The organism is Nocardioides sp. NPDC092400, assembly GCF_040684155.1.
In the GTDB taxonomy this organism is placed as follows: Bacteria; Actinomycetota; Actinomycetes; order Propionibacteriales; family Nocardioidaceae; genus Nocardioides.
The window spans coordinates 1,360,796-1,387,681 of record NZ_JBFBFJ010000001.1 but is presented as its reverse complement, the minus strand read 5'-3'; the positions used below and the strand labels follow the sequence as shown (position 1 = coordinate 1,387,681).

The window sequence follows — 26,886 nt, the reverse complement described above, 5'->3', positions numbered from 1 at the left end:
GAGCGGCGTGGCCTGGCGGGGCTCTGGCCGGGGCCGGATGCCCGGGGCCAGGAGTCGCGGGGTCAGAAGACCCGGGCGCCGGCGGCCCATGCGCCCAGGGAGGGCTCCGAGCTGTCCACGCGCCAGTCGGCCTCCTTCGCCAGGGAGAACCAGGTGAGTCCCCGCACCTCGGGGTGGGCGCCCAGCCACGACCACATGTCGGTGATCCAGGCGGCCTTGTCGCCTCCGGCGCCCTCCGGCGCCCCGACCTCGGTCACGTGGACCGGGCGGCCGCTGATCGCGTCCAGCTCGGCGACCCCGGGGGCGAACACCTCGGCGAAGGACTGCCAGGTCGACCACGGCTGGGTCGTGCCCCAGTTGTAGCCGTCCAGCCCGACCCGGTCGACGTGGGCGTCGCCGGGGTAGAGCGCGGCCAGGGGGGTGGAGCCGGGGAACGGGACGTTGGCCGACCAGCTCCACGTCACGTTGGTGACCTTCGCGCGGCGAAAGACGTCGACGACGTGCCGCCAGGCGGCGGCGTGGTCGCCCGGGCCGTTGCCGTTGACGCCCTCGGCCCACGGGTACCACGTGCCGTTCATCTCGTGGGCGAACCGGAGCACGATCGGCCGTCCCCACGCCTTGACCTGCCGGGCCCACCGGGTCAGGTAGGCGTCGTGGTCCCCGGCGGCGATCCGGTCCAGGGCGTACGCCGGCTGGTCCACGCCCGCGGCGGGGTCCCACGGCTCCCACGTGAGCTCCGGGACGGCGCCGGCGTCCGCGATCCGGGCTGCGTCCGCGGCGGGGAAGTCCCCGCCACCGGCCCACGCCGCGTAGAACGTCACCTGGTCGACGGCGATCCCCGTCCGTCCGACCAGGGCACCGACCTCGGAGAGGTCGGTCGGGGCTCCGGCCACCGCGAGCCCGAGGGTCCGGTCCGCGGGCGGTGCGGGAGCGGAGGGCTTCGTCGGCCTGCCGCCGGCCGCGGCCGGGTCGAGCACGCTGCCGGTCACGGCGACCACGAGGGCGAGCACGGCGGTCGGGAGCAGCAGCCGCGGGCGAGCAGGCACCGGTACCTCCGGGGTGGGGAGCACGGGATGGACGTCCGCGCGGTCAGCCGGTCGCGCCGAACTGCTCGACGCGGATGGTCGTGGGGTCGACGCCGGCGCCGATCAGCAGGGGAGTGGCCAGCGCGACGAAGCGCGGCGACCCGCAGATGAACGCCACCTCGGCGCCCTCGGCCAGCGGCGCCAGCTCGTCGGGCCGCGGCGGTCCCGCCGGTCGGTCGCCGGCGTCGTGACGGGTGTAGGCGACCAGGGCGCCGGCGCGGGCCAGCTCCGCGGCGTACGGCAGGTGCTCGGGGGAGCGGCCCACCGCGGCGACCCGGAGCAGGTCGGTGCGGCCGAGCCGGCGCGCGGTGCGGAGCATGGCGACCGCGGGCACGACCCCGGTCCCGCCGACCAGGCAGACCGCCGGGGTGCGGGCGTCCCACCGGAACCACCGGCCGATCGGCCCCCGGACCTCCAGCACGTCCCCGACCTCGGCGACGTCCGCGAGGTGGCCGGAGACCTCCCCGTCCGGCAGGCGCTCGACGAGCAGCTCGAGGAGCGGGTCCTCGCCGTCGGAGGCGACGGAGTAGGAGCGCTGGGCGGTGTAGTCGTCCGGTGCCCGCAGCCGCACCACGTAGTGCTGGCCGGGGTCGTGGCGCTGGCGGTCCTCGACGTGCAGCCGCAGCCGGACCTGGTCGGGCGTCGGCTGCTCCTTGGTGATGATCGTGCCGGTCGTCCACTCCGTCGCGCGAGGGGTGACCGCCTCGATCCCGGTCACGCGTCGCCCTGGTAGCGCTGCTCGCGCCAGGGGTCGCCGCGGTCGTGGTAGCCGTTGCGCTCCCAGAACCCCTGCTGGTCCTCGGCGAGCAGCTCGAGCCGGGAGACCCACTTGGCGGACTTCCAGAAGTACAGGTGCGGGACGAGCAGCCGCGCGGGGCCGCCGTGCTCGCGCGACAGGGGCTTCCCGTCGACCTCCCAGACCACCCAGGCCTTCCCGCCGGTGACGTCGTCGAGGGGGAGGTTCGTGGTGTAGCCGGTGCTGGAGTGGGCCAGCACGAAGCGGGCCTCGGGCCGTGGGCGTGCGGCGGCCAGCAGGTCGTCGACGCTGACGCCGCGGAAGGTCATGTCGAACTTCGACCACGTCGTCACGCAGTGGATGTCGCCGGTGTACGTCGAGCCGGGCAGGGCGTGCGCCTCGTCCCAGGTCCACGTGCTCGGCGCCTCGACCAGCCCGTCGACGCTGATCCGCCAGTCGGCCGGCGCCAGGTCGGGCGCGGCCTCGGCGGTCAGGACCGGCCAGCTGCTGCCGGTGTCGTACTGCCCTGGTGGCAGTCGCCCGGCGGGGCCCTCGTCGCGCTTGCGGAAGAAGCCACGGGTGACGGGCACGGGTCCTCCTCGGTGGTCCGGTCGGTTCACCGGAAGTCTAGGGAGGCGCTGGTTCCGGGACACGGCGCCTCCGCGCGCCGTACGGTCGGGGCTCGCGCGGCGCCGGCCCGGACCGCGCCCGGCGTCGGGAGGACGTGGTGGAGGACCTCGACGGACGGCTCCGCGCGGCGACCGCGGGACGGGTCTCCTACGACGAACAGGCCCGGGAGCTCGTGCTGCGCGGCACGGCGGGCGGCGAGCTCCGGCTGGCCGTGGGCAGGGAGGCGGTCCGCAACGCGATGCAGTCGGCGCTCCTGGCGGCCGAGTCGTCCGGGACCCCCACGGCCGGACCCGACGACGCGGTCAGCGCCGGGGCGCGGGCCCTGCTGGACACCTACGAGGCCGACCCGGCGGCGGCGGAGGGGCTGGTGCGGCGCAGCGCGCGCCAGTTCGAGGGGACGGCGGCCGCGCGGCGGCGCCGGGACGGGTGAGCCGCGGCCTGGTATAACACGTTCTAGTTCTGGACCCGTGCGGGTGGGGACGGACGTACGCAGCCACGGGGGAGTCGCATGCAGCAGCTGGCCGGTCGGGTCGCGGTCGTCACCGGCGCGGGGAGCGGGATCGGCCGGGTGACCGCCGAGCGGCTGGCGGCCCGGGGCTGCCACCTGGCGCTCGTCGACGTCAGCCCCGGCGGGGTCGAGACCACCGCGGACGCCGTGCGTCGGCTCGGTGTCAGCGCCTCGACCCACCTCGCGGACGTCTCGGACGCCGAGCGGGTGGGCGAGCTCCCCGACGAGGTCCTCGCCGCGCACGGCGCGGTGCACGTGCTGGTCAACAATGCCGGGGTCACCTCCGCGGGCGCCTTCGCCGAGGAGCGGCTCGAGGACGTGCGCTGGATGGTCGGGGTCAACCTGTGGGGCGTGGTGCACGGCTGCCACGCGTTCCTCCCGACGCTGCTGGCCCAGGACGAGGCGCACATCGTCAACGTCTCCAGCATGACCGGGCTCCTCGGCCTGCCGCACAACGCGGCGTACGCGCTGACGAAGGGTGCGGTGCGGTCCTTCACCGAGGGGCTGCGCGGGGAGCTGGTGACGACGGGCGTCGGCGTCAGCGCAATCTTCCCGGGCACCCACCGGACCGGCATCACCAGCGGTGCCCGCGGCGCCGAGGGCGAGCGGATCCGGAAGCTCGGCAGCTCCCGGTTGTCGGCCCTGGTGCCGCCGCCGTCGCGCGTCGCCAAGGCCATCGTCAAGGCGATCGAGCGGGACCGCGCCCGGATGGTCGTCGGCCCCGACGCCCGGGTGCTCGACCTGGCCGCGCGGGTCGCCCCGGGGCGCACCGGACTGGTCGGCCGCGCGACGTCGAGGCTGGCGACCAAGCACTAGTCGGCGCTCAGAGCCCCCGGGCGCGGGCGACGCGGCGGGACTCCACGACGTCGAGGTGCAGCTCCCTGCGCCGGAAGCGCCAGCCGACCGGCGTGCGCCGGTAGTCGTCGAGGTAGCGCACGTGCCACACCAGGTCGGTGGGCTCGCCGGCGCGCTCGCTCACGTGGTGCGCGGAGACGGTCACCCGCCCACGTGCCGCGTCGGCTTCCACAGGGTCCAGCACTACGCCGGTCACGGCATGCACCGTCACCGGCAGGTCGGCCAGCTGGCCGAACGCCGCCGCCAGCCGGTCGCGCCCGACGGCCTCGACGACCGGGTCGAGCGACGCGGGCGGCGCGGGGGAGGCCAGCACGCCGTCCTCGGTGAACAGGTCGGCCGCCCGGGCGCCGTCCCGCTCGTCGACGTACGCCGCGTAGCGGTGCACGAGGTCCAGGAGGTCGAGGCGGTCCTCGACGGAGAGGGGGCTCATCGGGCCCGGAGGCCCAGCCGCTCGGCGCACGCGGAGAGCTCGTCGCAGGCCTGCGCCAGGTCGGTCGTCCCGCTCATCGCCAGCACCAGCCGGTCGGCGCCCTGCGCGGCGAGGCGCTCGGCCCGGCCCTGGTCGATCCGGGTGACCAGGTGGCCGAGGGTCAGCTCGAGGGCGTCGGGGTCGCGGCCGGCCTCCTCGGCCGAGGAACGCATCAGCGCGACCAGGCCCGCGAGCTCCTCGCCGGCGACGCCGAGCGGCTGCAGGCCGTCGCCGTGCCGGCCCGCCCGCCGGGCGGCCGCCCGGGAGTGGCCGCCGATGTGGACGGGCACGGTCCCGCGGACCGGCCGCGGCCGGCTGACGGCCCCGCGGAAGGAGAAGAACTCGCCGTCGTGGTCGACCCCCTGCTCCGCGGTGTCCGCCCACAGGGCGCGCATGACCCGGATCTGCTCGTCGGCGCGGCGGCCACGTGCCTCGAACGGCACGTCGCAGGCCTCGAGCTCCTCGCGCATCCAGCCCATGCCGACCGCGAGGCGGACCCGGCCGCCGGAGAGCACGTCCAGCGTGGCGAGCCGCTTCGCGAGGACGACGGGGTGGTGCACCGGCAGGACGAGCACGCCCGTCGCCAGGCCCAGCGCGGTGGTCTGACCGGCGAGGAAGGCCAGCAGCTCGAGCGGATCGGGGATCGGGCAGTCGGCCGGCAGCTCGACGCGGCCGGAGGCGTCGTACGGGTAGACGCTGTCGTACCGGCTCATCATCACCGCGTGCTCCACGGCGACCAGCGACCCGAAGCCGCAGGCCTCGACGTGACGGGCGAACGCGGAGATCCACGCCGGGTCCGCGGTCGTCCCGGCGCCGACGGGTGCGATGACGGCGTACTCCAGGGTGTCGGCCACGGTCCGGGACGCTAGGGGCTGCGCCCCCCGGCGTGCTGGGGAGTTCCGTTGGCCGGGAGCGGGGGAGCGCGCTGCCGGGGTCGTCCTAGGGTCGTTCGGACCCCGGCACCAGGAATCGCCGCGCCCAGGCCGCGAGCCCGGCAGGCAGGGTCGCGGAGCAGCGGGCGGCCGCCTGCCTGCTCGCGTCGTCGAGGGCGTCGGCGCAGGCGAGGGCAGCGGTTCGGAGGTCGTCGAGCCCGAGCCCCGCGACCGAGGCGTCGACGCCGCGGGGGAGGTCGGTCGGGTCGAGGCCGAGGTCGAGGACCTGGGACAGCCCGTGCTGGGGGTAGGTCGCACCCCTCGCCGCCGCCCACAGTGCCCACACCTGCTCCCGCGCCTCGTGCAGCCGGTGGTGGGCCTCCCAGGCGGACCCCCGACGCAGGTGCTTGTCGACGTCCAGCAGCGCACGCCACCCGCGGAAGGCCCAGGTGGTGACCTGCTCGGCGCTGACGGAGGTGGCCGCCGGCGAGTCCTTTACGTCCTTCCCGTTCTGACTGCCTGAGCGGTGGAGCGGCACGAAGTCGGGCGCGGCGTCGCCCCGGCGTACCTCGCCCTCCGCGATGATCGCCAGGTCGAGCTGGACGCCGTCGCGCAGCTGGGCGAACAGGCGTCGGGTGAGGAAGGCGTCGGTGAGCGACTCCTCCCGCAGGGCGTCGACCAGGTCGTCCCGGAAGAGGTCGACGAGTGCCGACTCGACCTCGCGCACCCGACCCGCGCCCGCCGCGCCGCGCGGGCACTCGACCCCGACGGCAGCGTCGACGTCGGAGTACTCGTCGGCCGCCGAGCGTCCCAGGGAGCACCCGACCGACAGCGACGACACCGCGGGTGTGGACTCGGCGAAGCCCAGCAGCCTGGTCAGGGCGCCGCCCTGGCGCGACAGCTGGGCAGGAAGCATGGCGATCCACGAACGTCCGTCCGGCACGGGTCCATCATGCGGGGAGGGCGCCGAACCGGGGCCCGGATCCGCACTACATGACATAATGTGAGTTATCGGCACTCGGGGACAGGGCGACGGTGGGGGCCGGAAGGGGTCACCTCTGCGGTGAGTGCACCTTGTCGGCCTCGATCGTGACCAGCACCCGGTCACCGGACCCGCCGAAGCCCGGGTACGCCCGGCCGATGTAGCGCTGGGACAGCTCGTCGACGTGCTCGGCGGCGCCGTCGGTCGTCGTGCGGACGACGCGGCCCCGGACGGCCCAGTACCGAGCCGGCGCGTCCGGATCGGCGATCGCGACGGCGACCCGCGGGTCACGAGCGATGTTCCGGGCCTTCTGGTGCGTGGAGACGATGTTGACGACCACGTGCTCGCCGTCGGTGTCGACCCAGGTCTCGGTGACGTGCGGTGACCCGTCGGGCATCAACGTCGTCACGAAGCACAGGGCTCGACCGCGCAGCAGCTGGACCAGGTCGTCGGGCAGTGTCGTCACGCGGGTGCTCCTGTGTCGTCGTCCGGTGCGCGCGGACGGCCCACGCGCTCGCCACGCTACGCGGTCAGGAAGACCCGGAGCGCCGAGACGAACGCCTCGGGCTGCTCGGAGTGCACCCAGTGCCCGGCCCCCTTGATGGTGACCAGGCGGGTCCGCGGGAAGAGCCGGCGCATGGTGGCGTCGTGCTCGGGACGGATGTACGGCGACCGGTCGCCGGCCAGCCAGAGCACCGGGTGGTCGAACGACTCGCCGCCGATCACTGAGGTGTCGGGGAACCCGCCGATCGTCTCCAGCTCGGCACGCAGCAGCGCCAGGTTGGCCTGCCAGCGGAAGTCGGGCCCGTGGGACCGGAGGTTCTGCAGCAGGAAGCCGCGGACCCGCTCGTCGGGGATGTCGGCGGTCAGCAGCCGGTCGGCGTCGGCGCGCCGTACGACGGCGGCCAGGTCGAGCCGCGAGAGGCTGTCGAGCAGGTGCTCGAACTCCCCCGTGCCGCCGCTGCCGGTCGGCGAGATGTCGACGACGACCAGCCGGTCGACCAGGTCCTGGTGCCGCAGCGCCAGCACCATCGCGACCTTGCCGCCCATCGAGTGGCCCACGACGTGCACCGGCCCGTCGGCCGCGAAGCCGCGGCGCAGGTGCTCGGCCACCGCGTCCGCGACGTCGACGTAGTCGACCGAGTCGGTCCAGCCCGAGCGGCCGTGGTTGGGCAGGTCGACCAGCAGCGAGTGCAGGTCGGGCTCCAGCGCCCGCGCGGCCTGGGTGAAGTTCTTGCCCTGGCCGAACAGGCCGTGGAGGAACACCGTCCGAGCCCCGCCGGGACCGCCGACCTCGGTGCTGTGGACCGTCCGGGTCTCCTCCGTGCTCACGGACCGCAGCCTAGGCGGCCGGCCCGGGTCGTCCGGACGGACCGTCCGCGTGACCCATCTGGGTGACCGCCGGTGTGTTGTGGCCCACACGCCGTACGCCGGCGCCTACGGTCGGGACGACGACCTCGGAGGCCAAGACCATGTGGGACACCGTCCAGACCAACGCCCGACCGATCTCGCACGACCTGCCGTGCGCCCAGTGCGGCCACGCCGCGCACACCTACCTCGCGTGCTCGGACACCTGCGACTGCCAGCCGACGCGGGCCCTCGCCCGCACCTGACCACCCCGACTCCTCAGGGAGAACCGGCACCTCTCAGGGGTTGCAACCCCTGAGGAGCACCGGTTTCCCCGGGGCCCCGGGGAATCCGGCACCCCCGCCGCTCCCCCGCGACCCTCACCCGCGGAACGTCACGTCCACCGCGGCCACCTGCTCGAGGGCGGGGCGGTCGGGGGCGCCGTCGGTGACGCCGCGCGACCAGGCCATGTGCAGCTCGTGCTCGCGCAGCTCGAGGACGGCGAGGTTGTTGTCGTACCAGGGCCCCTGCGGGAGCCGCCACCGCAGCGGGCTGCGGGGCACCCGCCCGCCGAGCAGGCGCCCGGTGGGCCGGGCCTGGCCGTACGCCGCCAGCGCGGTCGCCACCCGCATCACCCGCGGCAGCGGGTTGCGGATCGGCGAGCAGACCGCCTGGACGATCCGGCTCTGCGCGGTGCGACCGCTCGCGGGGTCGGGCTCGGCGATCGCGACGTAGCTGTGGTGGACGTCGCCGGAGAGGAACGTCACCGTCCGGGGCGCCTCGCCCCGCTCCCCCGCGGCCACCTCGACGACCATCCGGCCGACCTTCTGGAAGCCGTCCTGGAAGGCCGCCCAGTGCTCCAGGTCAGCGCCCTGGCGCGCGCGCTCGCCGAGCGGCTTGAACAGCCGGCCGAGCCGGCCCTGGGCGAGCGCCTCGCTGAACGCCTCCGCGTGGTGCAGCGCCGGCGCGAGGAGGAACGGCAGCGACGTGCCGATCAGCAGGTGGTCGACGTCTCCGCGCATCCGCTCGTCGAGCCAGGCCATCTCGGCGTCGTCGAGCATGCAGCGCTGGTCGGGGGTCAGCACGCGGGCCGCGCGCGAGTCGACGACGACCAGCCGGGCCTGGGTGTCGAAGTCGCGGCAGAAGCTCCAGCGGTAGCTGTCCGGCGCCTGGTCGGCGCGGTCGGCGAGCGCGTCGACCTCCGCGGTCGCGTCCAGCTCGTCCTCACCGTCCCAGGAGGTGATCCGCTGCCACAGCGGGTCCTCGGCGCGCTCGGCCGGGCTCAGGTTGCCGATGTGCTGGTGCACCCAGTACGACCCCAGGCCGCCGACGACGCGGCCGTGCCACCAGTCGGTGGCCTCCATCTCCGCGCGCCAGTCGGCGCTGGTGTTCCAGTCGTCGCGGATGTCGTGGTCGTCGAAGATCATCGCGCTCGGCAGCGTCGACAGCAGCCAGCGGTTGGCCGGGTCGTCCCAGGCCAGGCGGTAGAGGTGGGCGTACTCCTCGTAGTCCTGGAGCTCGTACCACGGCGCCTGCTCGGGGTCCCGTCGCTGCTCGATGAACTCCTTCATCTCGTCGCTGGTGTCGTCGGCGTACACCTGGTCGCCCAGGAACAGCACCAGGTCGGGCCACTCGTGGTCGGCGACGCCGGCGCTGGTGTCCCCCGCCAGGTGCAGCGCGTAGGCGCGCAGGGCGTCGACGCCGTGCAGGTCGTTGCCCGCCTGGTCGTGGGAGACGCTGACCCGGCAGGATCCGAAGAGCATCCGCAGCGGCCGGCCGGCCTGCATCGTGCCGATCACCGACGGCGGGTACGGGCTGTCCGCGGGCGGCCACACCTGGTCGCCGTCGACCTCGACGACGTACGGCGTGCGGGTGCCGGGCTCGAGACCGGTCACCTCGACCAGCGCGTAGTGGTGCCCGTGGACGGCGAACGTGCGGGCCTCCCCCGACGCCGCGCCGGCCCGCACGGTGACGCGTGCGGCGTGCTCGGTCTCCACCCAGACGGTCGCGCTGGTCTCGTCGACGAACCGCAGCAGCGGTCCCAGCCGGAGGTGGCTCACGGCTGCAGCAGCACCTTGATCGCGCGGCGCTCGTCCATCGCACGGTAGGCCTCGGCCACCTGGTCGAGCGGCAGCGTGAGGTCGAAGACCCGGCCGGGGTCGATGGTGCCGCTGAGCACCAGGTCGAGCAGCTCGGGCAGGTAGCGGCGGACCGGGGCCATCCCGCCGGCCAGCCCGACGTTCTTCTGGAACATCCGCCCCACCGGGAGCTCCACCCCGTGCGGCACGCCGACGAACCCAACGGTCGCGCCGGGGCGGGCGACGGCGAACGCGGTGCCCATCGCCTGGTCGGTGCCCACGCACTCCAGGACGGCGTCGGCCCCGATCCCGGCGGTGATCTCCTTGATCGCCGCGGCGCCCTCCCGGCCGCGCTCGGCGACGACGTGGGTGGCGCCGAAGGCGGTGGCGATCCGCTGGCGCGGCTCGTGGCGCGACATGACGACCACCTTCTCGGCGCCCATGACCGAGGCGGCCAGGACGCCGCAGAGGCCGACGGCACCGTCCCCGACGACCACGACGGTGTCGCCGGCCTTCACGCCGGCGGAGACGGCTGCGTGCCAGCCGGTCGGCATCACGTCGGACAGCGCGACGAGCGACGGGACCAGGGCCGGGTCCGGCGCCCCGCCCTTCCCACCGTCGACGCGGACCAGGCTGCCGTCGGCGTGCACGACACGGGCGTACTCCGCCTGGCCGGTGGTGGTCATTCCGAGCTCCACGCACGCCGAGTGCACGCCGGCGAGGCAGTGGGCGCAGGTGCCGTCGCAGTGGTCGAACGGCACGACGACGAGGTCGCCGACCGTGATGTCGCGCACCTCGCTGCCGACCTCCTCGACGACGCCGATGCACTCGTGGCCGATGGTGTCGCCGGGGGTGATCGGGCTCTCGCCGCGGTAGGGCCACAGGTCCGAGCCGCACACGCAGGACGCGGTGACGCGGACGATCGCGTCGGTGGGCTCGATGATGGTCGGATCGGGTACGTCGGTGAACCGGATGTCACCGGGACCGTGGATGGTCGTCGCGCGCATGGCGCCATCCTGCACCCCGTCCGGCTGGTCCTCCACGCCGTCCGACACGCCCGAACCGGCCGAGATGGCGTTATCTCACATGTGAGTTACCGTGGTCGGCATGACGCAGACCCAGGACTACAAGGGCCGCATCGGCAACCTCATCCGGGACGCCCGCAAGCACCGGGGACTCACCCAGCACCAGCTGGCCGACCTGCTCTCCACGAGCCAGAGCGCGATCAACCGCATCGAGAAGGGCCAGCAGAACCTCTCCCTCGAGATGATCGCGCGGATCGGTGCCGCGCTCGACTCCGAGATCGTCGCGCTGGGCGCCGGCCCGACGCACCTGCGCGTCACCGGCCCCACCACCCTCTCGGGCCGGATCGACGTCAAGACCTCGAAGAACGCCGGCGTCGCGCTGCTGTGCGCCTCGCTGCTCAACCGCGGCCGCACGACGCTGCGCAAGGTCGCGCGGATCGAGGAGGTCAACCGCCTGCTCGAGGTGCTCAACAGCCTCGGCGTGCAGACCACCTGGCTCAACGCCGACAACGACCTCGAGATCGTCCCGCCGCGGGAGCTCGAGCTCGGCGCCGTCGACGAGACCGCTGCCCGCCGTACCCGCTCGATCATCATGTTCCTCGGCCCGCTGCTGCACCGCGCGGACACCTTCGAGCTGCCCTACGCCGGCGGCTGCGACCTCGGCACCCGCACCGTCGAGCCGCACATGGCCGCGCTGCGGCCCTTCGGCCTCGAGGTCAAGGCGACCGACGGCTCCTACCACGCGCAGGTCAACCGGGCGATCGAGCCGGGCCGCCCGATCGTGCTCACCGAGCGCGGCGACACCGTCACCGAGAACGCCCTGATGGCCGCAGCCCTCCACCCGGGCACCACGGTCATCCGCAACGCCTCCTCGAACTACATGGTCCAGGACCTCTGCTTCTACCTCCAGAAGCTCGGCGTGCAGGTCGAGGGCATCGGCTCGACCACGCTCACCGTGACCGGCCTGCGCGAGATCGACGTCGACGTCGACTACGCCCCGAGCGAGGACCCGATCGAGGCGATGTCGCTGCTGGCCGCCGCGATCGTCACGCAGTCCGAGATCACCATCGAGCGGGTGCCGATCGAGTTCCTCGAGATCGAGCTCGCGCTGCTCGAGGAGATGGGCTTCTCCTACGACCGCTCCGAGGAGTACGTCGCGCTCAACGGCCAGACCCGGCTCGTCGACATCACCACGCACCCCTCGGTGCTGCACGCGCCGCTGGACAAGGTCCACCCGATGCCGTTCCCGGGCCTGAACATCGACAACCTTCCGTTCTTCGCGGTCATCGCGGCGGTCGCGCAGGGGCAGACGCTGCTGCACGACTGGGTCTACGAGAACCGCGCGATCTACCTCACCGACCTCAACAAGCTCGGCGGCCGGGTCAAGCTCCTCGACCCGCACCGGGTGATGATCGAGGGCCCCACGTCGTTCTCGGGTGCCGAGCTGATGTGTCCCCCGGCGCTCCGGCCGGCTGTGGTGATCCTGCTCGCGATGCTCGCCTCGAAGGGCACCTCGGTCCTGCGCAGCACCTACGTCATCCACCGCGGCTACGAGGACCTCGCCGAGCGCCTGAACCTCCTGGGCGCCAACATCGAGTCCTTCCGCGACATCTGAGCCGACCGGGCGACGTGAGCGCGGCGGCGGTCACCGGGGCGGCCATACTGCTCCGGTGACCGCACCTCGGACCGGCTGGGCCTACCTCGACGAGGTGCTCGCGACGCCGGGCACGGTGCTGGCCTTCGCCCACCGCGGCGGCGCCTACCACCCCGAGATCGAGGGGCTGGAGAACACCCGTGCGGCGTTCGCGCACGCCGTGGCCCTGGGGTACCGCTACCTCGAGACCGACGTCCACGTCACCACCGACGGCGTGCTGCTCGCCTTCCACGACGCCGTGCTCGACCGCGTGACCGACGCCGAGGGCGTCATCGAGGAGATGTCGTACGCCGAGGTGCGCCGCGCGCGGGTGGGTGGCCGCGAGCAGGTCCCCACCCTGGCCGAGCTCTTCGCGGCGTTCCCCGACGCGCGGTTCAACATCGACCTCAAGTCCGAGGGCGCCGCCGGCGCGCTGGCGCGCTTCCTCGATGAGCACGGTGAGCACGACCGGGTGCTCGTCGGCTCCTTCGTCCAGGCGCGGATGCGACGGTTCCGGGCGCTGACCCGCGGCCGCGTCGCGACCGCGGCGACGCCGGCCGAGATCGCCGCCTTCCGGCTGCTGCCCAGCGGGCGGCTGGCCGACCTGGTGACCCGGGGCCGCGCGGCCGCCCTCCAGGTCCCCCACCGTCGCGGCCGGTGGGCAGTGGCCACCCCCGGCCTGGTGCGCCGTGCGCACGCCGCCGGGCTGCACGTCCACGTGTGGACCATCGACGCGGCCGACGAGATGGAGCTCCTGCTCGACCGCGGGGTCGACGGGCTGATGACCGACCGCACCGACGTGCTGCTGGACGTGCTGGTCCGCCGAGGACAGTGGAGGCAACGAACGTGAACCCGACCCCGATCGCCGACCTCGAGCCGCTCAGCCGGGCGCGCGAGCAGCGGGCCTGGTACTGGTACGACTGGGCCAACAGCGCCTTCGCCACCACGGTGGCCGGCGTCCTCTTCGGGCCCTACCTGATCGCCGTCGCCGAGGAGGACGCGGTCGACGACCGGGTCTCCCTCCTCGGGCTCAGCCTCGCGCCCGGGTCGCTGCCGGCGTACGTCATCACCGCCTCCACGCTGCTGGCCGCCGTCCTGCTGCCGCTCCTCGGCGCGGTCGCGGACCGGACGTCGCGGAAGAAGGACCTGCTGGCCGGCTTCGCGTGGGCCGGGGCGGCGGCGGGGGCGCTGCTGTTCTTCGTCACCGAGGACAACTGGCAGCTCGGGGTCGCGGCGTTCCTCGTCGCCAACGTCTGCTTCGGGGCGGCGGCCGTCGTCAACGACGCGATCCTGGTGCAGATCTCCGACGAGCACGAGCGGGACCGGGTCTCCTCGCGCGGATGGGCGTTCGGGTACGCCGGCGGCGGGCTGCTCCTCGCGGTCAACTTCGTCGTGGTCAGCGCCCACGACACCTTCGGGCTCACCGAGGGGATGGCGGTGCGGCTGAGCATGCTCTCCGCGGCGGTGTGGTGGGCCGGGTTCACGCTCATCCCCTGGGCCCGGCTGCGCAACCACCCGCCTGCGGACGTCGAGCCGGTCGAGGGCGGCGTGGTGCAGCGCAGCTTCGGCCAGCTCTGGGTCACGCTGCGCGAGCTGCGGCAGTACCCCGTCGCCGTCACGTTCCTGCTGGCGTACCTGTTCTTCAACGACGGCATCCAGACCGTCATCGGCCAGGCCGCGGTGTACGGCGAGGAGGAGCTCGGCTTCGAGACCGGCACCGTGCTCGGCACTTACCTGCTGGTCCAGCTGGTCGCGGTCTTCGGCGCCCTGCTCTTCGGTCGAGCGGCGGTGCGGGTCGGCGCCAAGAAGGTGATCCTGGCCGGCCTGGCCGTGTGGAGCCTGATCGTCACCGCGGCCATCTTCATCCCCGACGGAGCGCTCGTGCCGTTCTTGCTGCTCGGAGCGGCCATCGGCGTGGTGCTCGGCGGCACCCAGGCGCTGGCGCGCTCGTACTTCTCCCTGCTCGTCCCGCGCGGGAAGGAGGCTGAGTACTTCAGCTTCTACCACGCCATGGAGCGCGGCACCTCGTGGCTCGGGACGCTGGTCTTCGGCCTCGTCTACCAGTTCACCGACTCCTACCGCCCGGCGATCTTCGCGCTGATCCTGTTCTTCGTCGTCGGCGGCCTACTGCTCGCCCGCGTCGACACCGCCCGCGGCATCCGCGACGCCGGCAACCGGATGCCCGCGGTCGTCTGATCGCCCCGCCGGACGCGCGGCCGGCACCGGTCCGGCGTCGGGGAGCTTCAGCGGCCAGCCGATGGATCTTCCGCGCCCCCGCCACTCCCCCGACCCGCCGCCGCACCGTGTGCAGTCCCCGCGGTTGGGGCACCGAGTGACCGACGCCGCTCGATTGTCGGAATCTTGGGCGGCTCAGTACCGTTGAACACTTCGAGTTGTCAATGGCTGATACCAGAACGGGAGGCGTTCCATGGCTGAGCGCACACTTCGTGGAGCGCGGCTCGGAGGCCAGAGCTTCGAGGACGAGCGTGGCATCGAGTTCGCCGCCCGCCAGCAGGTCGGGTACCGCTGCAAGCAGGGCCACGAGTTCGAGATCACGATGTCGGTCGAGGCCGACATCCCCGCCGTGTGGGAGTGCCCGCGCTGTGGCGCCGAGGCGCTGAGCACCGCCGGCATCCTGCCCGAGGAGAAGGCCGAGAAGCCCGCCCGCACCCACTGGGACATGCTGCTCGAGCGCCGCTCGGAGAAGGAGCTCGAGGACATCCTCAAGGAGCGCCTGGAGCTGCTGCGCGGCGGCGAGATCGGCCCGGCCCACCTGCACCGCGCCAACGCCAAGAAGCGCAAGGCCAGCGCCTGAGCGCTCCGGCCGCAGCCCTGACCTCCGGCTAGGGCTCGTCCACCACGTCGCCCCGGACCACGTCTGGTCCGGGGCGTCCGCCATTTCCGGGGCCCTGACGTGGCGTGCGCGGGAAGCCGGGACCGCCGGGGCCGCCGGGGCCGGCCATGACGAGGCGCCGAGCGACGACGGAGGTCAGCAGGCGGCGGAAGAACGGCCGGGTGACCGGCAGGATGAGCAGGATCCCGAACGCGTCGGAGACGAAGCCGGGGCTGAGCATGAGCGTGCCCCCGATGAGCACGAGCGCCCCGTCGGCGATCTCGCGGGCGGGCATCCGCCCCGAGGCGAGCGTCGTGCGCAGCGCCGCCCAGGCGCGGCCGCCCTCGCGCTTGATCAGCCAGCTGCCGAGGATGCTGTCGAGGACGAGCAGGACGATCGTCCACCACGCGCCGATCACCTGGCCGACCTGGATCAGGACGTAGATCTCCGCGAGCGGGACCGCCACGAACAGCACGAGCAGCAGCAGCGTCCACCGCCGGCGGCGCGACGTACGGGCAGCGGGGCGCGGGCTCGCCATCAGGGCCGCCTCCGGCGCCAGGCCCGCCGCAGCTGGGCGCGGCGCTCGGCCAGGCCCCACTGGGTGATCCGCTTGAGCGACTCGGTGGCGACCGCGCCGCTCATCTTCGAGTCGCCGCGCTCGCGCTCCACGAACTCGATCGGCACCTCGACGACCCGCAGCCCTGCGCCGAGGGTGCGGGCGACGAGGTCGGTCTGGAAGACGTAGCCGGTCGAGCGGACCGCGGAGAGGTCGAGCTTCTCGAGCGTCTGCCGCCGGAAGACCCGGTAGCCCGCCGTGGCGTCGCGGACCGAGATCCCCAGGAGGAGCCGGACGTAGAGGTTGCCCCCGCGGGAGAGCGCCTCGCGGCGCAGCGGCCAGTTGACCACCGACCCGCCACGGACCCAGCGCGAGCCGATGACCAGGTCGGCGTCCTCGAGCGCGTCGAGCAGGCGGTGCAGCTGCTCGGGCTGGTGGGAGCCGTCGGCGTCCATCTCGCCGATGACGTCGTAGCCCTCCTCGAGCGCCCAGGCGAAGCCGTGGAGGTACGCCGCGCCGAGCCCCGCCTTCTCGGTGCGGTGCAGCACGTGCACGTGGTCGTCCGCGGCCGCGAGCCGGTCGGCGATGTCGCCGGTGCCGTCGGGTGAGGAGTCGTCGACGACGAGCACGTGGACGTCGGGCTCGGCGGCGCGCAGCCGCTCGACGATCCAGGCGATGTTCTCGGCCTCGTCGTAGGTCGGGACGACCATCACGACGCGGCCCCGTGGCTGGCTCACCGCACCCTCTCCTGCTCCTCGCTCCCCTGCACCGCGACCGGCTCACCGGCGGGTGCGGGCGTCTCCCGTCTCCGACGATACGTGAGCACCGCCGCGACCAGGCCGACACCCGTCGCGATCGCACTGAGCCACCCGACCCAGGGGCCGAGCAGCACACCGGGCGTGGTGCCGGACCACAGCCCGACCTCGGCGACGAGCACCTCCTGCGTGCGGGGCGCGGCGCTGGACACCACCTCGCCGTCGGGCCCGATGATCCCCGAGACGCCGTTGGTGGCGGCCACGACGACGTTGCGCCCGGTCTCGATCGCGCGCAGCCGGGTGATGGCGAACTGCTGGTCGATCTGGTCGGTCTCGATGAAGGTCGCGTTGCTCGTCTGGACCGTCAGCAGCTCCGCGCCGTTGCGGACCTGCGCGTGGATCCCGTCGTCGTAGGCGACGTCGAAGCAGATCGCGTCGGCCACGGTCGTCCCCGCGATCCGCAGGGGCGTCGTGCGGGTGCCGCTCATCATGTCGCGGGGGATCATCGCGAGGCGCCCGAACTGGCCGGTGAAGAACTCGCGGAACGGGATGTACTCGCCGTACGGCACCGGGTGCCACTTGGTGTACCGCTCCCCCGGCCCCGTCACCGGGTCCCAGACGATCCCCTGGTTGAGCACGTTGGTCTGCCCGGCGTCGACGATCGCGCCGACCAGGACCGGGACGCCGACGGCGTCCACCGCCCGGCGGATCCCGGCGTTGGTGGCGGCGTCGGCGAAGGGGTCGACCGCGGTGGAGTTCTCGGGCCAGACGACGAGGTCGGGTGGCGGGACGGCGCCCGCGGCGACGTCCTCGGCCAGGGCGACGGTGGCCTCGACGTGGTTGTCGGTGACGCCGCGGTAGTCGTAGAGGATGTCGTTGCCGGGGCCGGGCACGTCCCCCTGGACGGCGGCGACCGTGACCGTGTCGGCGCCGGACCCAGCGGGGTCAGCGGACGGCACGTCGTAGGGCACCGCGGCCGGCAACACGGCGAGGACCGCCACGGCGGCCAGGACGACCGCGGCGCGCACGGCCCCCCGGTCGCGGGCCCGGGCCAGGGCCAGGAGGGCGGCGGCGAGCAGGAAGCCCAGCAGAGCCAGCAGGAAGCTGACCCCGACCATCCCGACGTAGGCCAGGGCCGGCGCCACCGGGGTGTCGGCCACCGCGAACGCGAGGCGACCCCAGGGCATGCCGCTGAAGGGCCAGCCGCTGCGCCAGACCTCGGTGGTCGTCCAGGCCGCCGCGAGCCACACCGGCCAGCCGGGCAGCCGGTGGAGGTACGCCGCGGCGGCGCCCAGCAGGCCGTAGAAGACCGACTCGACGCCGGCCAGGGCCAGCCACGCGTCCGTGCCGACGGCGGTCATCCAGTGGATGTGGGGGAAGTAGAACGCGACCCCGAAGACCAGTCCGACGAGGAACCCCGAGCGGGCCCGCAGGCCGCGGGTGGCCAGCGCGAAGCCGGCTACCGCGACGGGCACGACGTACGCCGCGGCGACGGGCTCGAAGGCCAGGGCCAGGAGGACACCGGCCACGAGGGCGACGAGGCACCGCTTCAGCACGAGCCCGACCGTATCCGGCCGGCCTGAGCGGCGGGCAGCGGAGTGCCCCCGAGTCCCTTCGGGCCATCCGGGCCACCGCTGGGTGCAGGCGCCGGGAAGTTGTCTAGGGGGCTCGGGGTCACTCCGCGTCCGACCTCGTGGTGCGGACCGACCTCCGCGAACAAGGCCGGAGCGGTGTTGGGCACCACACCCCCCGGCCCGGTCACTCGGACGTCGGTCCACAGGCCACGCTGTGCCTGGGCGGACGGGACACACTCACCGGCGGCGGCGGTGCCTGTCAACCGCGCGCTGACCTGCACCGACGCGCAAAGGAGCAGGTCAGAGGTGGGCCGGTGCGGCCACGATCGGCGCCGAAAACCTCGTCCGCTCGGCGTGTCGGCCCCGCGACACGCCCACTGGTCCGCGCCAGTGGTCCAGCCGTCTAGACGGCGGACCGCACCAGCGCGAGCACCTCCCGGCGCAGGACCTTGCCCATCGGGTTGGTGGGCAGCTCCTCGAGGACCACGAACCTGCGCGGCACCTTGTACGCCGTGAGCGTGCGGCGGGCGTGTGCCTCGAGGTCGGCGGGGTCGGGGACGGCGCCCGGGGCCGCGACGACCGCGGCGACGACCTGCTCGCTGCCCGAGCCGTCGGGCACCCCCACCACCGCTGCGTCCGCGACGTCGGGGTGCTCGCGCAGGGCCGCCTCGACCTCGCTGGGGTAGACGTTGAAGCCGCCGGTGATGATCAGCTCCTTGACCCGGTCGACCACCGTGAGGAAGCCGTCGGGCGCCATCGTCACGACGTCGCCGGTGCGGAACCAGCCGTCGTGGAACGCAGCCTGGGTCTCCTCCGGCCGCCCGCGGTACCCGGCGAACACCTGCGGACCCCGGACGAGCAGCTCACCGGGCTCGCCGAGCGGCACGTCGCGGGAGGGGTCGTCGCGGTCGACGACCCGGACGTCGACGTCGGGGAACGGCACCCCGATGGCCCCGGGCCGCCGGGCCGGCGACATCGGGTTGCCGACGATCACCGGCGAGGTCTCGGTGAGGCCGTAGCCCTCGACCAGCAGCCCGCCCGTGGCGGCCTCCCACCGCTCGACCAGGTCGGCGGGCAGGGGCATCGCCCCGGACAGCGCGTACCGGATCCCGTGCAGCGACACGCCGCGCCGCTCGGCCTCCTCGGCGATCCGGCGGTAGAGCGGCGGGACGGCCGGCACGAAGGTCGGCACCCGGCGGCGGACGGCGTCGAGCACGAGGTCGACGTCGGGCTTGGGCAGCAGCACGAGCCGGGCGCCGAGGAGCACGCCGGCCAGCAGGGAGATCGTGATGCCGTAGGCGTGGAAGAGCGGCAGGGCGACCAGGAAGGTCTCCTCCCCCTCCCGGAGGCCGGGCACCCAGGCGCGGCCCTGCACGCAGTTCGCCATCAGGTTGCGGTGCGTCAGCTCGGCGCCCTTCGGCGTCCCGGTGGTGCCGGAGGTGTAGAGCACCAGGGCGACGTCGTCGGGCGTGGGGCGCGGATGGTCGGCGGCGATCCGGTCCGACGCCACCAGCCGCGCGTACGGCACCGTGCCCGGCGCGGCGGCGGTCAGCTCGGCGCGCGCCCGGCGGGCCTTGGCGACCGGCAGCCGCAGGGCGACCCGCTTGGCCAGCGGCAGCGCGGCGGTGAGGTCGACCGCGACGACGTGCTCGAGCGCGGAGCCGTCGCGCAGCGCCTCGACCACCGGTGCGGCCTTGTCCCACACGACGGCCACGCGGGCCCCGTGGTCGCGGAACGGCGCCCGCAGCTCCTCGGCGGTGTAGAGCGGGTTGTGCTCGACCACCACCGCGCCGAGGCGGAGCACCGCGAAGAAGGTGACGACGTGCTGCGGGCAGTTCGGCATCAGCAGCGCGACCGGGTCGCCGCGCCCGACGCCCAGCCGCCGCAGCCCCTCGGCGACCCGCTCGACCTGCTCGGCCAGCCCGGCGTACGTCGTGGTGCGGCCGAGGAAGTCCAGCGCGGGCCGGGCTCCGTGCCGCGCGACGGTCAGCTCGAGCTGGTCGACGAGGGAGCGGTCGGGGTGGTCCAGCCGCAGCGGCACCCCGGGTGCGTAGGAGTCGGCCCACCGGGGTGCTTCGGTCGTCACTGTCGTCCTCCTGGAGCGGCTGCTGTCGGCGCCGTCACGCTACGCCGCGGCGCGGTTCCGGGACGCGAGGGTGCGCGACGTCGGGGCGGGCATGCGGCGCGGGCCACACACGGGTCCGGCCGACCCGGTCCGGCTCCTCAGGGGCGCACGCCGAGCAGCTGGCGGGCCATGCCGGCGTAGAGGTCGGCGAGCTGCTCGAGACCCATCGGGCCGCTGGCGTCGTACCACCGCGCGACGCCGCTGCACATCTCCAGCAGTGCCCGTCTGGCGACCGCCGGGTCGCCGACCACGAAGACGCCGCTGGCGGCCCCGGCGTCGATCGCCTGCTGCCACACCCGCTCGTAGCGGTCGCGCAGCGCGACCACCTCGGCGCGGGCCTCCCCCGTCAGCGCGGCCAGCTCGCCGTCCACGACGCGTGTCTCGCGCGGCCGCTCGGCATGGCTGACCACGTGGGCCCGGACCAGGGCGTCGACCCTGGCGACCGGGTCGGGGTGCGCGGCGGTCGCGGCCTCCGCGTCGCCGAGCAGCCGGTCCAGGCACTCACGCATGATCGCCGCGAGCAGGTCCTCCTTGGTGCCCATGTAGTGGTAGAGCGACGCCGAGGACAGCCCGGCCCGCTCGGCGAGCTGGCGGATGCCGACCCCGTGGAAGCCGCGCTCGGCGAACAGCTCCAGGGCCGCCTCCCGCACCCGTTCCCCGGCTCCCGCCACGTCTCCTCCTCCGGACCGCTTGTGCCGGCCGCCCGCCGCGGCCTACGGTCACCCTAGCCCGATCGATCGATCGATCGGCAAAGATGTGAGGAGGAGTGCGCGTGGTCGTCCGCTACGAGCTCGACGGGCAGGTGGCACGGATCGTGCTCGACCGGCCCGAGCGGCTGAACGCCGTCACCGCCGAGCTGACCGACCGGCTCGTCGACGCCCTGCGCCGGGCGATGGCCGACGACGCCCGGGCCGTCGTGCTGAGTGGCGCCGGCCGCGCCTTCTGCGCCGGGCACGACCTCAAGGAGGAGCCGCCCGCCGAGACCGTGCTGCAGACCCGCGCGCGGCTGGAGGCGATCCAGGACGTCACCCGGCTCGTCCGCGAGCTGCCGGCGCCCGTCCTGGCCGCGGTGCACGGCTACGCCCTCGGCGCCGGGTGCGAGTTCGCGCTGGCCTGCGACGTCGTCGTCGCCGCCGAGGACGCCGCGTTCGGGTTCCCCGAGGTCGGCGTCGGGCTCTCGGTGACCGGTGGCGTCTCCCGGCTGCTCCCCCACCTCGTCGGCTGGGCCCGCGCCAAGGAGCTGCTGCTGCTCGGCGAACGGGTCAGCGGTGTCGAGGCCGCGCGGATCGGGATGGTCGCGCGTGCCGTTCCTGCCGATGACCTCGAGGAGGTCGCGCTCGACCTGGCCCGCCGGCTGGCCCAGCGCCCTCCCCTCGCGGTCAGCCTGGCCAAGCAGGTCCTCGACCAGGGGCTCGACGCGAGCTTCGGGGAGGCCCTCGCCCGCGAGGTCGACCACGCGGTCCTCACCTCCCTGTCCGGCGAGGGCGCCGCCCCGCGTGAGGCGTTCGTCCGTGGCTGAGCAGCCTGACCTCCCCCGTGACTCGACCGGCGGCCTCCCCGCGGACCTGGTGGTCGCGCTCGAGCGCGCCGCGGCCACCTGGCCGGACCGGCCGGCGTGGACCTTCGAGGCGGCCGACGGGGGCGCCACCGTCCTCACGTTCGCCGAGGTGGCCGAGCGGACGGCGTCGTACGCCCAGGCGCTGCGCGAGCTCGGCGTGCGGCCCGGCGACCGGGTGGCGGTGGTGCTCGGGAACGAGCCGGGCTTCCCGCTGGCGTGGCTGGCGCTCGTCCGGCTCGGCGCGGCCATCGTGCCGCTGAACGTCCGGTACCGCTCGGCCGACGCCCAGCACCTGGTCGACGACGCCGGCGTGCGGCTGGCGGTCACGGCCGCGGACCACCGGGCGGTGCTGGACGGCCTGGACCGCCCGCCGCGGGTCGTGCTGGTCGAGGAGCTGCGGCCGACCGCGCCGTACGTCCAGGGCCCGGTCGACCCCGGGGCCGTCGTCAACGTGCAGTACACCTCCGGCACCACCGGCCGGCCCAAGGGCTGCCTGCTCACCCACGAGTACTGGACCACCCTCGGCTCCTCGATGCTGCGCGAGTTCCCCCACCTGACCGGCGACGACGTCATGCTGACCGCTCAGCCCTTCCACTACGTCGACCCGCAGTGGAACGTCGTCAGCGCGCTGCTCGCGGGCGCGCACCTGGTGGTGCTCGACGGGTTCCACCCCTCGACGTTCTGGCAGCGGGTCCGTGCGCACGGGGTGACCTACTTCTACTGCCTGGCGTCGATGCCGGTGCTGCTGCTGCGGATGCCGCCGGACGCCGCGGACCGTGCCCACCGCGTGCGCGCCGTGCAGTGCTCGGCGATCCCGCCGTCGCTGCACGCCGAGCTCGAGGAGCGCTGGGGCGTGGGGTGGTACGAGGCGTTCGGGATGACCGAGACCGGGGCCGACATCCGGGTCACCGACGCCGACCACGACGAGCTGGTGGGGAGCGGCTGCCTGGGACGCCCGGCGGGTCACCGCGAGGCGACGGTCGTCGACGGCGAGCTGTGGCTGCGCGGGCCGGGGATGATGACCGGCTACCTCGGCCACCCCAGCCCGTTCCGGGACGGCTGGTTCCCCACGGGCGACCTGGCCCGCACCGACGAGCACGGCCGGGTCTTCCTCCAGGGCCGGCTCAAGGACATGATCCGGCGCAGCGGCGAGAACGTCGCGGCGCACGAGGTCGAGGAGGTGCTGATGAGCCACCCGGGGGTGCGTCTCGCGGCCGTCGTCGGCGTCCCCGACGAGGTGCGCGGCGAGGAGGTCATGGCGTACGTCGTCGCGCCGGGCCTGGCGGCCGACCAGGTCCCGGCGGTGCTGGCCGCGTGGTGCGGGGAGCGGCTCGCGCCGTTCAAGGTGCCGAGCCGCTGGGCGGTCCGCGACGACCTCCCGCTCACCGCGTCGCACCGGGTCGCGAAGGCGCAGCTGGCATGACCGGCACGCGTGCCGGGACCCTCCGTGCCGACCTGCTGCTCACCAACGCCCGGGTCCGGACGCTCGGCGGCCGCGACCGCTCGGCGGTCGCAGGATCGGTGGCGATCCTCCACGGCCGGGTCGTGGCGCTCGAGGACGTCCCGGCGCACCGGGTCGTGGACCTCGACGGCGCGACGGTCGTGCCGGGCTTCCACGACGCCCACAACCACATGGCGTGGTACGGGCTCTCCCTGGCCGAGGTCGACCTCCGGGTGCCCTCGCTGGCCGACCTGTACGACGCGGTCGCGGCGCGGGCCGCGGGCCTCGGCCCCGACGAGTGGGTGGTCGGCGCCGGGTACGACGAGAACAAGGTCGGCGCCCACCCCGACCGGGACGCCCTGGACCGCGCGGCCGGTGGCCGTCGGGTCTGGCTCAAGCACGCCTCCGGGCACATGTGCGTGGTCTCGTCCGCGGTGCTCGCCGACCTCGGCATCGCCGACGCGCCGGTCGAGGTGCCCGGCGGGCGGGTGGTCACCGACGACGCCGGCCGCCCGACGGGGCTGCTCCAGGAGACCGCCCAGTCGCTGCTGTCGCCGCTCGTGCTCCCCTACCCGGTCGCCACGCTGGTCCACGCGGTCGAGCGCGCCGGGCACGCGTACCTCGCCGAGGGGATCACCAGCGTCGTGGAGGCCGGCGTGGGCGGTGGCTGGATCGGGAAGAGCCCGGTCGAGGTCGCCGCGTACCAGGCCGCGCGCGACGCCGGCCGGCTGCCCGTCCGGGTCGAGCTGATGGTCGCCGCCGACGTCCTCCGACCGCTGACCGCCCACCCCGCCGACGACCTCGGCACCGGGATCGACCTCGGCATCCGCACCGGGCTCGGCGACGACCGGCTGCGGATCGGGCCAGTCAAGGTCTTCTCCGACGGCTCCCTGATCGGGCACACCTGCGCGATGACCGAGGACTTCACCGACACCCCCGGCACGCGCGGCTACCTCCAGGACGACGCCGCGGCGCTGCGCGACCGGATCCTCCAGGCCCACCGGTCCGGGTGGCGCGTCGCCGCGCACGCCATCGGCGACGCCGCCATCGACCTCGTCCTCGACGCGTACGCCGAGGCGCAGCGCCGCTGGCCCCGGCCGGACGTGCGGCACCGGATCGAGCACTTCGGGGTGGCGCGCCCCGACCAGGTCACCCGGGCCGCCGAGCTCGGTGTGGTCCCCGTCCCCCAGGGGCGCTTCGTCGGCGAGATCGGCGAGGGGATGCTCCGCGCGCTCGGGCCGGAGCGGGCCGGCTGGGCCTACCGCGGGCGGTCGCTGCTCGACGCCGGGATCGTCGTGCCCGGCAGCTCGGACCGGCCGGTCGTCGAGGGGCGGCCGCTGCTGGGCATCCACGACCTGGTCAACCGGATGACCGAGGGTGGTCGCGCGCTGGGCCGCGAGGAGGCGCTGACGGGCCTGGAGGCGCTCACGGCGTACACCCTGGGGTCGGCGTACGCCTCGCACCAGGAGCACGAGCGCGGGCAGGTGCTGCCGGGGCGGCTGGCGGACCTCGCCGTGCTCTCGGACGACCCGGCGAGCGTCGACCCGTCCCGGATCCGGGACATCGAGGTGCTCCGCACGGTCCTCGGCGGACGGCTGGTGCACGGATGAGCACGCTGGTCGAGGTCGCCGACCTCTCCCCCACCGACCTGGCGCGGGTCCGGGAGATCTACGAGGCGTCGTTCCCCGACGAGCTCACCGCGCCGTTCGAGGACCTGCTGGTGGACCGGCTCCTGGTCTACGTCGACGAGGACGGGCCGGCCGGCCTGGCGCTGGTGCGCGACCTCGGCCCCACGACCTGGACGTTCCTGCGCTACTACGCCGTCGGGCGCCGCGGCCGCGGCACGGGCTCGGCGATGTGGGCGCACCTGACCGCCCTGCTGGCGACCGAGGGACGCACGCGGCTCGTGTGGGACGTCGAGGACCCCGCGGAGCCGGGGCTCGCCGCCGACCTGGTCGAGGAGCACCGGAGGCGGATCGTCTTCTACGAGCGGCTCGGTGGCCGGCTGCTCCCCGTGCGCGACTACGAGCCGCCGCACGACGACGGCCACGCGCCGCGGCTGCTGCTCATGGACACCCCGCTCGGCGTCGGCGACGACGCTCCGCTGCGCGCCGTGGTGGAGGCGGTCTTCCGCTGGCGCTACGGACGCGAGCCAGGTGACCCCGTCGTGCGCCGTACGTTGAACGCGAGCGGACTCATCTGACCGAAGATCTTCCGGCGTGGTGGTGGTGGTGCCGCAAAGATGACGTTAACGTGCCGCCATGAGCATCGAGACCTCCATCGGCCTGGAGACCGGCCAGCCCTACCCCTACCGCCGGGTCGAGCTGGTCGAGCCCGACTGGACACGCTTCCCCGGCTGGCGCGACGTCACCCGGGCCGACTGGGAGTCGGTGCAGTGGCAGCGCTCGCACTGCGTCAAGAACGTCAAGCAGCTGCGTGACCTGATGGGCGACCTGCTCGACGAGCGCTTCTACGCCGACCTCGAGCGCGACCAGCGCGAGCGCGCGACCATGTCGATGCTCGTGCCCCCGCAGATGCTCAACACGATGGTCCCCCACGCGACGCCCGCCGGGCCCGGGTCCCTGACCGAGGCCTTCTACGGCGACCCGTTGCGGGTCTACATGATCCCGGTGTTCTCCGACCGGCGCACCGACTGGCCCTCGCACCCCTACGCGAGCCGCGACTCGCTCCACGAGCACGACATGTGGGTGGCCGAGGGGCTGACCCACCGCTACCCGACCAAGGTCCTCGCCGAGCTGCTGCCGACCTGCCCGCAGTACTGCGGCCACTGCACGCGGATGGACCTCGTCGGCAACTCCACCCCCGCCGTCGACAAGCTGAAGTTCCTCGCCAAGCCGAACGACCGGCTCGAGGCGATGGTCGACTACCTGCGTCGTACGCCGAGCGTCCGCGACGTCGTCGTCTCCGGCGGGGACGTGGCCAACATGCCGTGGCCCCGCCTCGAGGCGTTCGTGACCGCGCTGCTCGAGGTCGAGAACATCCGTGACATCCGGCTGGCCACCAAGGCGCTGATCGGCCTGCCGCAGCACTGGCTGCAGGACGAGGTCCGCGCCGGCGTGGAGCGGGTGGCCACCCTCGCCCGCTCCCGCGGGGTCGCGCTCGCCATCCACACCCACGCCAACCACGCGCACTCGGTGACGCCGCTCGTCGCCGACGCCGCCCGGGCGATGCTCGAGGCCGGCGTGCGCGACGTGCGCAACCAGGGCGTCCTCCTCGACGGCGTGAACGCCGACCCGCACGCCCTGCTCGACCTGTGCTTCGGCCTGCTCGACGGCGCCGGGATCACGCCGTACTACTTCTACATGTGCGACATGATCCCCGCCGCCGAGCACTGGCGGGTCTCGTTGGCCGACGCCCAGCGCCTGCAGACCGCGATCATGGGCTACCTCCCCGGCTTCGCGACGCCGCGGATCGTCTGCGACGTGCCGTTCGTCGGCAAGCGGTGGGTGCACCAGGTGACGGCGTACGACACCGAGCGCGGCGTCTCGTCGTGGACGAAGAACTACCGCACGTCGATCGAGGCGGCCGACCCCGAGGCGCTCACCCGCACCTACGACTACTACGACCCGATCCACACCCTGCCCGCCGCCGGACGCGCCTGGTGGGCCGAGCGGGCCGCCGTCGACGCCCAGCTCTCCCTGACCTGACCGCCTGTTGGTCGAGCAGGCGAGCGCCAGCGAGCCGTCGTCGGGACCCAGTGACGTACCCGCGGCCTTGCCCAGCGACCCTGCCCGCTGCTCGACCAGCGGTGACGTCTTGTTGGTCGAGCAGGCGAGCGCCAGCGAGCCGTCGTCGAGACCCGG

27 protein-coding genes are annotated in these 26,886 nt (G+C 74.2%); 12 read left to right on the top strand and 15 right to left on the bottom strand.

Annotated features, from left to right (window positions below):
• Positions 1–62 precede the first annotated feature (62 nt).
• Genes AB0N29_RS06880 through AB0N29_RS06870 form a run of 3 tightly spaced genes read right to left on the bottom strand, consistent with a single transcriptional unit; the run spans position 63 to position 2,411 of the window.
• Positions 63–1,046, bottom strand: coding sequence for a glycosyl hydrolase (locus AB0N29_RS06880; protein WP_364865197.1), 984 nt, complete (start codon positions 1,044–1,046; stop codon positions 63–65).
• 43 nt (positions 1,047–1,089) lie between these two features.
• Positions 1,090–1,803 carry an FAD-binding oxidoreductase gene (locus AB0N29_RS06875; RefSeq protein WP_302271505.1) on the bottom strand — a complete coding sequence of 238 codons (714 nt, stop codon included), beginning with the start codon at positions 1,801–1,803 and terminating at the stop codon, positions 1,090–1,092.
• Complete coding sequence (locus AB0N29_RS06870; protein WP_364865194.1) at positions 1,800–2,411, bottom strand: sulfite oxidase-like oxidoreductase; 612 nt, start codon at positions 2,409–2,411, stop codon at positions 1,800–1,802. Before AB0N29_RS06870 ends, AB0N29_RS06875 begins: the two co-directional genes overlap by 4 nt.
• A 137-nt stretch (positions 2,412–2,548) precedes the next feature.
• Between AB0N29_RS06870 and AB0N29_RS06865 the strand changes: the two genes are divergently transcribed.
• Together AB0N29_RS06865 and AB0N29_RS06860 are read left to right on the top strand one after the other, a co-directional pair.
• Positions 2,549–2,881 (top strand): hypothetical protein, encoded by a 333-nt coding sequence (locus AB0N29_RS06865; protein WP_364865191.1) that lies wholly within the window; start codon positions 2,549–2,551, stop codon positions 2,879–2,881.
• A 78-nt stretch (positions 2,882–2,959) separates the two neighbouring features.
• The gene (locus AB0N29_RS06860; RefSeq protein WP_364865188.1) at positions 2,960–3,775 is read left to right on the top strand and encodes an SDR family NAD(P)-dependent oxidoreductase; all 816 of its coding nucleotides are present in this window, start codon (positions 2,960–2,962) and stop codon (positions 3,773–3,775) included.
• A 7-nt stretch (positions 3,776–3,782) separates the two neighbouring features.
• On the opposite strand, the gene AB0N29_RS06855 is transcribed toward AB0N29_RS06860, so the two are convergent.
• From AB0N29_RS06855 to AB0N29_RS06835, 5 genes are all read right to left on the bottom strand, one after another.
• Positions 3,783–4,244, bottom strand: coding sequence for a nuclear transport factor 2 family protein (locus AB0N29_RS06855; RefSeq protein WP_364865185.1), 462 nt, complete (start codon positions 4,242–4,244; stop codon positions 3,783–3,785).
• Positions 4,241–5,137, bottom strand: a complete 897-nt coding sequence (locus tag AB0N29_RS06850; RefSeq protein WP_364865183.1) for an LLM class F420-dependent oxidoreductase — start codon at positions 5,135–5,137, stop codon at positions 4,241–4,243. The genes AB0N29_RS06855 and AB0N29_RS06850 overlap by 4 nt, the downstream gene beginning before the upstream one ends.
• A gap of 85 nt (positions 5,138–5,222) precedes the next feature.
• The gene (locus tag AB0N29_RS06845; RefSeq protein ID WP_364865181.1) at positions 5,223–6,098 is read right to left on the bottom strand and encodes a hypothetical protein; all 876 of its coding nucleotides are present in this window, start codon (positions 6,096–6,098) and stop codon (positions 5,223–5,225) included.
• Between the two features lie 109 nt (positions 6,099–6,207).
• Positions 6,208–6,603, bottom strand: a complete 396-nt coding sequence (locus tag AB0N29_RS06840; protein ID WP_302271494.1) for a PPOX class F420-dependent oxidoreductase — start codon at positions 6,601–6,603, stop codon at positions 6,208–6,210.
• Positions 6,604–6,659: 56 nt separating this feature from the next.
• The gene (locus AB0N29_RS06835) at positions 6,660–7,469 is read right to left on the bottom strand and encodes an alpha/beta fold hydrolase (RefSeq protein WP_364865178.1); all 810 of its coding nucleotides are present in this window, start codon (positions 7,467–7,469) and stop codon (positions 6,660–6,662) included.
• Between the two features lie 140 nt (positions 7,470–7,609).
• Between AB0N29_RS06835 and AB0N29_RS06830 the strand changes: the two genes are divergently transcribed.
• Positions 7,610–7,750 carry a hypothetical protein gene (locus AB0N29_RS06830; RefSeq protein ID WP_302271490.1) on the top strand — a complete coding sequence of 47 codons (141 nt, stop codon included), beginning with the start codon at positions 7,610–7,612 and terminating at the stop codon, positions 7,748–7,750.
• A 114-nt stretch (positions 7,751–7,864) separates the two neighbouring features.
• On the opposite strand, the gene AB0N29_RS06825 is transcribed toward AB0N29_RS06830, so the two are convergent.
• Together AB0N29_RS06825 and AB0N29_RS06820 are read right to left on the bottom strand one after the other, a co-directional pair.
• Positions 7,865–9,544 carry an alkaline phosphatase D family protein gene (locus AB0N29_RS06825; protein WP_364865173.1) on the bottom strand — a complete coding sequence of 560 codons (1,680 nt, stop codon included), beginning with the start codon at positions 9,542–9,544 and terminating at the stop codon, positions 7,865–7,867.
• Positions 9,541–10,569 carry a zinc-dependent alcohol dehydrogenase family protein gene (locus AB0N29_RS06820; protein WP_364865170.1) on the bottom strand — a complete coding sequence of 343 codons (1,029 nt, stop codon included), beginning with the start codon at positions 10,567–10,569 and terminating at the stop codon, positions 9,541–9,543. The genes AB0N29_RS06825 and AB0N29_RS06820 overlap by 4 nt, the downstream gene beginning before the upstream one ends.
• A 100-nt stretch (positions 10,570–10,669) precedes the next feature.
• Between AB0N29_RS06820 and AB0N29_RS06815 the strand changes: the two genes are divergently transcribed.
• The 4 genes from AB0N29_RS06815 to AB0N29_RS06800 all read left to right on the top strand — a co-directional run bounded on the left by AB0N29_RS06815 (position 10,670) and on the right by AB0N29_RS06800 (position 15,035).
• On the top strand, positions 10,670–12,202 hold the full coding sequence (locus AB0N29_RS06815; protein ID WP_302271484.1) for a UDP-N-acetylglucosamine 1-carboxyvinyltransferase: 1,533 nt from the start codon (positions 10,670–10,672) through the stop codon (positions 12,200–12,202).
• A gap of 55 nt (positions 12,203–12,257) precedes the next feature.
• Positions 12,258–13,070 carry a glycerophosphodiester phosphodiesterase gene (locus tag AB0N29_RS06810; protein ID WP_364865167.1) on the top strand — a complete coding sequence of 271 codons (813 nt, stop codon included), beginning with the start codon at positions 12,258–12,260 and terminating at the stop codon, positions 13,068–13,070.
• Positions 13,067–14,416, top strand: a complete 1,350-nt coding sequence (locus AB0N29_RS06805; protein ID WP_364865165.1) for an MFS transporter — start codon at positions 13,067–13,069, stop codon at positions 14,414–14,416. The genes AB0N29_RS06810 and AB0N29_RS06805 overlap by 4 nt, the downstream gene beginning before the upstream one ends.
• A 232-nt stretch (positions 14,417–14,648) precedes the next feature.
• Positions 14,649–15,035 carry an RNA polymerase-binding protein RbpA gene (locus AB0N29_RS06800; RefSeq protein WP_154614289.1) on the top strand — a complete coding sequence of 129 codons (387 nt, stop codon included), beginning with the start codon at positions 14,649–14,651 and terminating at the stop codon, positions 15,033–15,035.
• A 28-nt stretch (positions 15,036–15,063) separates the two neighbouring features.
• On the opposite strand, the gene AB0N29_RS06795 is transcribed toward AB0N29_RS06800, so the two are convergent.
• From AB0N29_RS06795 to AB0N29_RS06775, 5 genes are all read right to left on the bottom strand, one after another.
• Positions 15,064–15,591: an FxsA family protein gene (locus tag AB0N29_RS06795; protein WP_364865163.1), complete on the bottom strand. Its 528-nt coding sequence runs from the start codon at positions 15,589–15,591 to the stop codon at positions 15,064–15,066.
• Positions 15,591–16,346: a polyprenol monophosphomannose synthase gene (locus tag AB0N29_RS06790; protein WP_302271475.1), complete on the bottom strand. Its 756-nt coding sequence runs from the start codon at positions 16,344–16,346 to the stop codon at positions 15,591–15,593. The genes AB0N29_RS06795 and AB0N29_RS06790 overlap by 1 nt, the downstream gene beginning before the upstream one ends.
• The gene (gene lnt / locus AB0N29_RS06785; protein WP_364865160.1) at positions 16,343–17,920 is read right to left on the bottom strand and encodes an apolipoprotein N-acyltransferase; all 1,578 of its coding nucleotides are present in this window, start codon (positions 17,918–17,920) and stop codon (positions 16,343–16,345) included. The genes AB0N29_RS06790 and lnt overlap by 4 nt, the downstream gene beginning before the upstream one ends.
• 421 nt (positions 17,921–18,341) lie before the next feature.
• Positions 18,342–20,024, bottom strand: coding sequence for a long-chain-fatty-acid--CoA ligase (locus tag AB0N29_RS06780; protein ID WP_302271470.1), 1,683 nt, complete (start codon positions 20,022–20,024; stop codon positions 18,342–18,344).
• A 137-nt stretch (positions 20,025–20,161) separates the two neighbouring features.
• Positions 20,162–20,734 carry a TetR/AcrR family transcriptional regulator gene (locus AB0N29_RS06775; protein ID WP_302271468.1) on the bottom strand — a complete coding sequence of 191 codons (573 nt, stop codon included), beginning with the start codon at positions 20,732–20,734 and terminating at the stop codon, positions 20,162–20,164.
• A 101-nt stretch (positions 20,735–20,835) separates the two neighbouring features.
• Here AB0N29_RS06775 and AB0N29_RS06770 point away from each other — a divergent pair, with 101 nt between their 5' ends.
• Genes AB0N29_RS06770 through AB0N29_RS06750 form a run of 5 tightly spaced genes read left to right on the top strand, consistent with a single transcriptional unit; the run spans position 20,836 to position 26,730 of the window.
• Complete coding sequence (locus tag AB0N29_RS06770; RefSeq protein ID WP_302271465.1) at positions 20,836–21,582, top strand: enoyl-CoA hydratase/isomerase family protein; 747 nt, start codon at positions 20,836–20,838, stop codon at positions 21,580–21,582.
• Complete coding sequence (locus AB0N29_RS06765; RefSeq protein ID WP_302271463.1) at positions 21,575–23,044, top strand: AMP-binding protein; 1,470 nt, start codon at positions 21,575–21,577, stop codon at positions 23,042–23,044. The genes AB0N29_RS06770 and AB0N29_RS06765 overlap by 8 nt, the downstream gene beginning before the upstream one ends.
• Complete coding sequence (locus tag AB0N29_RS06760; protein WP_364865156.1) at positions 23,041–24,672, top strand: amidohydrolase; 1,632 nt, start codon at positions 23,041–23,043, stop codon at positions 24,670–24,672. Before AB0N29_RS06765 ends, AB0N29_RS06760 begins: the two co-directional genes overlap by 4 nt.
• Entirely contained in the window at positions 24,669–25,265 is a 597-nt protein-coding gene (locus tag AB0N29_RS06755; protein ID WP_364865154.1) for a GNAT family N-acetyltransferase, read from the top strand. Before AB0N29_RS06760 ends, AB0N29_RS06755 begins: the two co-directional genes overlap by 4 nt.
• A 58-nt stretch (positions 25,266–25,323) precedes the next feature.
• Entirely contained in the window at positions 25,324–26,730 is a 1,407-nt protein-coding gene (locus tag AB0N29_RS06750) for a lysine 2,3-aminomutase (RefSeq protein ID WP_364865152.1), read from the top strand.
• Positions 26,731–26,886 lie beyond the last annotated feature (156 nt).